We start from the raw sequence: 1,197 nt of genomic DNA, 5'->3' as shown, positions 1-1,197 counted from the left end.
CGGGGTTGGCGTCGATTTTGTCAGGCGACGACGAAGGTGCCATTGACGAGGTCACGAACGGCCTGAAGGGCAGTCTGGCCCTTGAGGCGCGCCGTGCCGGTGACAGACCGATATCCGGCATGGACTTGGGCACCCCAGTCGGAGCGGAATCCATTGGTGACCTTGCGGAAAACGACGGAGGGCCGAATCTCGCGCTCGGACACATTGTTGGTGGGCGGGACCTCGCGATCGGTGAGGAAGACGAAGAACTTCGTTCGCCACGCCTTGATCTGGCGCTGGAGGATTTGCCCAGCTGGATGAGCGACCGGGATGGCGAGCAGGGTGTCGAGGCGGCGCTCTGCCTTGGCGGCATAAGCGACCAGCGTAGAGTCCTTGAGCTCTGTTCGTCGTTTGCCGACACGGATTGCCCAACGGAGATGATCACGAATTTTCGGGGCGAAGACGGTGTCGCCGCAATCGATGGCGTATTGGACGTCGCGCAGGACATGGGCGAGACAGACCTGATGGGCCAGGGCGAGATCCTGCTGTCCGGCGTAGCGGTCGGACACCCAGACCCCGGGGCGGTAGTCGCCCAACACGGTCTCGGCGACGCTTTTGGCCCGGCGCGGCGCAATGTCGTGCAGCACCGCCCGATCCGAGACAAACACCCACTGCCAGTGGGTGACGCCATCGACCCGGGTGGTGGTTTCATCCGAGGCGATCACCCGGGCGGTCAGCAATTTGGCCTTGATGGCCGCGCGTGCCTCGTCCAGCCCGGTCCGGACCCGACGGAAAGCATTGGCGATGGCGCCTTCCGAGACCGCCAACCCGAACAGGTCCTTCATCATCCGCGACAATCGCTCGAAGCCGACATGGTGGCTGTGGTGGAGATACAGAAGCAGGGAACGGACGCCCGGTCCGAACGGCGTTCCCGGTGCCATCCCCGTCGGCACCTCGGCCCGGGCACGACGTCCACAGCCGCCACAGCGCCCGCCGAACAGTTCGATTCGGGTCACCACTGGGCGGATCACCGGGAGGTCGATGTGGTCGTAGCGGTGACGGCACCGCTGCCGATCCGCCGACAGCGGCATCCCGCAATGGGGGCAGACCTCGACCAGGCGGCGCTCGGTTTTGTCCGGGTCCTCGGCCAATGGCCGCGATACCCCGGGGCGTGACGGACGCGGTTTCCGGGACCGGTCCTCGTGCGGCGAACTTTTC

1 protein-coding gene is annotated in these 1,197 nt (G+C 65.7%); it reads right to left on the bottom strand.

Going from position 1 to position 1,197, the window contains the following annotated elements; translation table 11 throughout:
• Positions 1-20: 20 nt before the first annotated feature.
• On the bottom strand, positions 21-1,197 hold a 1,177-nt coding region (gene tnpC, locus PHAMO_RS15420), incomplete at its 5' end, for an IS66 family transposase (protein ID WP_040567549.1).

Origin of the sequence: Magnetospirillum molischianum DSM 120, assembly GCF_000294655.1 — a bacterium.
Classification (GTDB): Bacteria; Pseudomonadota; Alphaproteobacteria; order Rhodospirillales; family Magnetospirillaceae; genus Phaeospirillum; species Phaeospirillum molischianum.
Note: the sequence above shows the minus strand (reverse complement) of the source record. Positions and strands in the feature narration are given on the sequence as shown.